This is a genomic window from Streptomyces sp. NPDC006476 (genome assembly GCF_040612015.1).
Lineage (GTDB): Bacteria > Actinomycetota > Actinomycetes > Streptomycetales > Streptomycetaceae > Streptomyces > Streptomyces griseorubiginosus_B.
The window spans coordinates 1-5399 of the sequence record NZ_JBEXPK010000185.1; the positions used below are offsets into that span (position 1 = coordinate 1).

Consider the following 5399-nt stretch of genomic DNA (forward strand, 5'->3'; position numbering starts at 1 on the left):
GATAACGGCGGCGGGCCACCGTGGCGACATGCTGGGCCAGCACACCGCAGCGCTCCAGGTCCGCGCTCATCCGCAGCGAGGTCACCACCATCCGCGGGTCCGTGGCGAGCGGCTGCTGGCGGGTCGGCTCCGCGATCGCCCGCTCCTCCAGGTTGCGTTGCAGCGCTTCGACCTGCTCCGCGGTGGAGGTGACGCTCTGCGCCTGCTGGATGCCGGCGGCCATCTGGGCACCGGTGGCCCGGCCCATGGCCGAACCGACCAGGTTCGCCATCTTCACCAGTGCCTGACTGATCGACTCCAGTTCCTTGTGATACGCCTCGCGCATCCAGTCCTCACGGCCCAGTCCGCAGCCCCGTCGTCACCGGCTGCCAGCCGCACACACCGCTCCCCCGAAACCCGCTCGCCCACAACGTACAACGCGTCCCGGTCCTCGATGGTCAGACAGTGCGACCGTCACCGCCCGGGCCCATTCGGGTGGTCGAACGCACTCTTGCCCCGCCCGATGGGGGCAAGGCAGAGGAGGCAGTCCGTTGGCCGACACCGACCGGGTTGGAACGAGCGTCGCGCTCCGTCGCCGTACCGCCACGCAGCCGGCGACACCACCCACGCTGCCCGCCGCGGCACAAGCTGCCACGGACCCCGCACCGCAGCAACTGCACCGCGGAATGACGCTGCTCGCCACGATCAGCCTCTTCATCGGCACCCGCGGCGCCTGGACCACCGCGATGGGCTCGCGCCCGGCCGTCGCCGCCGTGATCTCCCTCTGCTACGCCTCGATCCTCATCTGCGGCGCCCTCAGCCTGCTCATACGCACCCGGCGGGCACTGACCCGCATCGACGCCGCTGTCCTGATCACCGCCCTCGCCCTGGCGGCCTGCGGCTATCTCCTGCATCACGCCGGCGCCGACGAGGCCGCGCTGACCGCCCAGGCCGCCGACCAGATCCTGCACGGCCACCCCGTCTACGGCCAGCCATGGCCCTGGCTGTTCAACCTGCCGCACGTCGGGATCACCAAGACCATGTCGGGCGGCGCCGACTACGTCTACGGCTATCCACCCCTGACCGCCCTGCTCGCCGCACCGGTCCACGGCGTCATCCAGTCCACAGCAGCCGCCACCTTGGTCACCACCGGTGCCCTCTTTGCCTCCACCGTCCTGCTCTGGTTCCTGCTGCCCCCGCCCTGGCGCTCCGCCGCCACAGCCGTCTGCCTCGGCTTCGGGTTCCTGCCCCACTACGCGGCCTACGGTTACCCTGCCATCACCGCCCTCGCCCTCCTCATTCCCGTCGTAGTCCGCTGGCCCAGCACGGGCCAGGGCGGACGCCTGGGATCACGCGGCGCCCTGCGGGCGATCTGCCTGGGAGCGGCCTGCGCGGCCCAGCAACTCGCCTGGTTCTTAACCCCGTTCCTGCTGATCGGCCTGTACGCCGTCCGGCGCGGTGAACTCGGCCCCCGCCGCGCCCTGGCAGTCACCGCCCGCTACACCGCCACCGCCGCGCTCACCTGGTCCGCCGTCAACGCCTACTTCGCCGCCCAGGACTTCTCCGCCTGGCTGGACGGCATCCTCCTGCCGCTCAACCAGAAGGCGATCCTGCACGGACAGGGCGTGATGGGCATCTCCTACTACTTCACCGCCGGCAGCAGCCGCCTCGACTACTACTCCTACGCCAGCCAACTGCTCCTGCTCGCTCTGCTGGCCGCCACGCTGCTGTTCGTACGGCGGCTGGGACCGGCCGTCACTGTCCTGCCCTGGATCGTCTTCTATCTGGCGCCTCGCTCCCAGGACGGCTACTTCCTGCTGATGACACCGCTGTGGCTGGCGGCGGCCGCCACCGTCCCGGCCGCCGCGCTCGCCACCGCCTGGCAACCGAGCCTGCCCCGCCTCACCAGCCGCCGCGCGAAAGCAGCCCTGGCCGCCGGACTGCTCGCCCCCGCCTTCGCCTGCGTCGCCATCGCCGCCTCAAGCCGGCCACCGCTGCAGCTGACCCTCACGCCCCGCTATGCCACCCACGGCTCACAAGCCGGCGTCACCGCCATCAAGTTACGAGCCGTCAACACCACCGGCTCCCCCCTGACACCGCACTTCGCCAGCCGCAAGGGCCACGGCGCCTCCAACTGGTGGACCATCCAGTCCGGCCCCGCCACCCTCGCACCGCACACCTCCGCGGACTACATCATCAAACCCCCCGACGGCTTCCGCCCGGTGCCAGGCGGCCATTCACCGACCTACCTGATCGCCGTCACCGCAACCCCCATGACGATCACGACCGCCCCCATAGCGGCTCCCGCAGCGGAGGCGCCGGCCTTTGCTGACGGCGGCGATTGAGCACCTCGAGGATCAGCGGCTCTTCAAGCGTTCCTCCGCCCACCCGACCAGGCACATCAACCCCGTTCTTCGGTGCCGCGTCGGCGCGGAGAGCGGAGCGGTTACGCCCGCCGGCGGGCACATGATGGGCCACCTCCGTGGACCAGGAGGCGACCGTGCCGATCTTCAGCGGAGCGGCAGGCGGGAGCGGATCTGGGTGGCCGCGCTGGGCTGGGCGAGCGTTGCTCCGACAGCGAAGCCCGCCCGCGTGCCGCAAGGGCCGGTCGCCACAAGGCGGTGTCGCCGGCGAGCCGCAACCCCGCCCCGCCTCGGCTCATACCTCGCCTGATTCAATGATGGCGCCACACCTGTTGTGCTGGATGTCTTCAGTCCCACCGGCGCTGAACTGCACTCAGTGGCTGAACTCTGCCTTGCGCGACACTTCTTGCCCGCGAGAACCTCCTGCGCTTGGCGGGAGGATCAGCCGAACAGGCGCCGCTGGATCTCCCGTCGGTAATCCTCCAGGGTCCGGTCGAGGTGTACGGCCGTGGCGGCGGCGGCTTCGTCGGGGTGGCCGTCGCGGATGGCGCGGTAGATGGCCTCGTGTTCCTCGACCGCGGCCGAGGTGCCCTCGCCGAGGGTGCTGTGGATGCCGATCGCGCTGGACTGGCGCTGCAGTCGGCGGGCGTCGCGCACCGCGCTGCCGAGGAAGGTGTTGTGCGAGGCCGCGGCCACCGCCGCGTGGAAGTCGTCGTCGCCCTGGTTGAAGACGTCGACCTCACCCTGGAGGTACCCGTGCCGGCACTGCTGCATCGCGACCTCGATGGTGCGCAGTTCGGCCGGCGTGGCGCGGGTGGCCGCGAGTCTGGCGGCGGCCATCTCCTGGACCCGGCGGAACTCGAAGAGCATGAGGACGTGGTCGAGGTCCACGGGCCTGAAGAAGCCGCCCCAGCGACTGGTGATCAGCATGCCGTCGTCGTCCGCGACGAACAGTCCGCGTCCCTTGTGCGCCCGCACCCGGCCGAGCGCCGAGAGGATCTTCACGGCTTCCCGGACCACGGCCCGGCTGGTGTCCAACCGCTGGGCCAGGTCGTTCTCCGTAGGCATCCGGTCGCCGGGTACCAGGCGCTCCTCGGCGATGAACTCGAGGATCCGCTCCGCCACGACCTCGTATCCGGGCCGGTAGTCGCGCCGCTCGTCCGCGCCGTTCACCACTGCTGGCACGGCGGGCGTGTCGTTCATGTGTCCTGCCTCCGGGTGACTGCGACGAGAGTGACTGATCTGGTTTGAAGCCGCGCTCATCGTACCCCAGCCAAATATAAGTCGTACTCATTCTTCCCAAACTTGATCATGAATTTCTGTGTGAGTTGCCCATTCGTGCGCCTATTGCCCAGTTATAGGCGCCAGTTGTATAGCCCTCACGCATTCACTGAACTCTGAAAAAAGCCGGACACACCCCTTGACGGACCCTTCGATATGGCGGCTAATTTCTTCCGCGGCGGTAATGACAGAGCCGTCAGCCTCACGCAAACCGAGTGGAGTCGCACATGTCCGTCTACAAGCCTTCGGTCGCCCAGGAGCCAGGGACCAGCAGGAGACGTGCCGCGTTGCTGGCCGGCTGTGCCGCCACCGTGCTGCTCACCGTGACCGCCTGTGGCGGGGGTGGCGGTTCGGCCGGCACGACCAAGGACGGATTCGCGCAGGCCGCGCAGAAGGACGGGGCGCTGACCGTCTGGGTGGACGCGACCCGCATGGCCGCCGCGAAGCAGTACCAGGCGTCGCACCCGGGCGTGAAGATGCACATCGTCAGCTACGACGGCGACGCCAACGGCTCCAACTACCTTCAGACGAAGGTCCAGTTGTTCAACCGCACGGGCAAGGGCTGGCCGGACGTCGTCTTCAGCTCCCAGAACAACGAGGCGAGCTGGGCCGTTCAGGCGAACTTCGCGGCGCCGCTGAACAAGGGGCTGATCCCGAACGCGACCCTCGGCGGGTTCGCCAAGGGCGCCAACGACGTCTGCACGGTCGACGGCACCCTCTACTGCCTGCGCAACGACCTCTCCCAGGTGGTGCTCTGGTACAACGCGCCGCTGCTGAAGCAGTTCGGCTACACGGTGCCGACGACCTGGGAGCAGTACCAGGCGCTCGGCGAGAAGGTCGCCAAGGACCACCCCGGCTACCTCGTGGGCGACGCGGGTGACACCTTCACCCCCGAGATCTACCTGTGGGCGAGCAAGTGCGGCGCCAACCACATCACCGGCCCCAAGGCGGTCTCGGTCAACACCGCCAGCGAGGCCTGCACCAAGATGGCCAAGCTGATGGACGTACTCATCAAGAACAAGTCGATGTCGATCAGCGGCGTCTTCAGCACCGACTTCGGCAAGAGCAAGGCCAAGAAGGTCCTGCTCATGCCCGGCCCGGCGTGGTACGGCGGCGCGGTCTTCGAGGGCACCTTCAAGACCCCGGCCAAGCAGATCGCGGTGGCGCCCATACCGCAGTGGCAGGGTGAGACCTCGCCGTCCACCGGCAACGTCGGCGGCGGCACCTGGCTGCTGTCCCAGCACTCCGAGCACATCAAGGCGGCCACCGACTTCCTGAAGTGGGTCACCACCGACAACGCCTACCAGGGCGAGAAGGCCCCCGGCTTCCCGGCTTACGCGCCCGCCGCCGACAACTGGCTGAAGGCGCAGGCCGCCTCCGGGTACTTCGCCAGTGACCTCACCGCCCTCAAGGGCGCCTCCTCGCAGGTCTGGTCCGACTGGGGCTCGGGCCAGTTCAGCCAGGAGGCGATCTGGGCCGCCACCGTCAAGCCCGGCCTGACACAGGGCAAGAGCATCGAGTCGCTGCTGCCCGCCTGGCAGGACTCGATCGTCAAGTACGCCAAGGCCGACGGATACAAGGTCTCCCGGTGACCGTCACGCCCTCCTCGGCCGGCTCCGTCCGGGGGCGCCCTCGCGGCACCTCCCGGCAAAGCCGGGCCGGCGTGGCATTCGTCGCCGGCTACGTACTGCTGCTGGTCGCCTTCGGCGTCCTTCCCACCTGCTACGCGATCTACTTCGCGTTCACCAACGCCGGAGGCGCCTTCACCGGCATCTC

The 5399-nt window shown here is 69.0% G+C and carries 4 protein-coding genes and 1 pseudogene; 3 read left to right on the forward strand and 2 right to left on the reverse strand.

What is annotated here, in order from left to right; genetic code table 11:
* The coding region (locus tag ABZZ74_RS52355) for a PhoU domain-containing protein (RefSeq protein ID WP_356951187.1) at window positions 1-325 on the reverse strand (325 nt) is incomplete at its 3' end.
* Between the two features lie 205 nt (window positions 326-530).
* Here ABZZ74_RS52355 and ABZZ74_RS52360 point away from each other — a divergent pair.
* Window positions 531-2324, forward strand: a complete 1794-nt coding sequence (locus ABZZ74_RS52360; protein ID WP_356951188.1) for a hypothetical protein — start codon at window positions 531-533, stop codon at window positions 2322-2324.
* Between the two features lie 459 nt (window positions 2325-2783).
* Here the strand turns inward: ABZZ74_RS52360 and ABZZ74_RS52365 are convergent, their stop codons facing one another.
* Window positions 2784-3545, reverse strand: coding sequence for an FCD domain-containing protein (locus tag ABZZ74_RS52365; RefSeq protein WP_356951189.1), 762 nt, complete (start codon window positions 3543-3545; stop codon window positions 2784-2786).
* Window positions 3546-3850: 305 nt separating this feature from the next.
* Between ABZZ74_RS52365 and ABZZ74_RS52370 the strand changes: the two genes are divergently transcribed.
* Complete coding sequence (locus ABZZ74_RS52370; RefSeq protein ID WP_356951190.1) at window positions 3851-5215, forward strand: ABC transporter substrate-binding protein; 1365 nt, start codon at window positions 3851-3853, stop codon at window positions 5213-5215.
* Window positions 5212-5399, forward strand: a pseudogene (locus ABZZ74_RS52375) (sugar ABC transporter permease); the annotation flags it as partial. The gene ABZZ74_RS52370 and the pseudogene ABZZ74_RS52375, both read left to right, overlap by 4 nt.

Excerpts from the sequence above, each read along its gene's own strand:
- ABZZ74_RS52365 (WP_356951189.1), bottom strand. The coding sequence starts at position 3,545 with ATGAACGACACGCCCGCCGTGCCAGCAGTGGTGAACGGCGCGGACGAG.
- ABZZ74_RS52370 (WP_356951190.1), top strand. The coding sequence starts at position 3,851 with ATGTCCGTCTACAAGCCTTCGGTCGCCCAGGAGCCAGGGACCAGCAGG.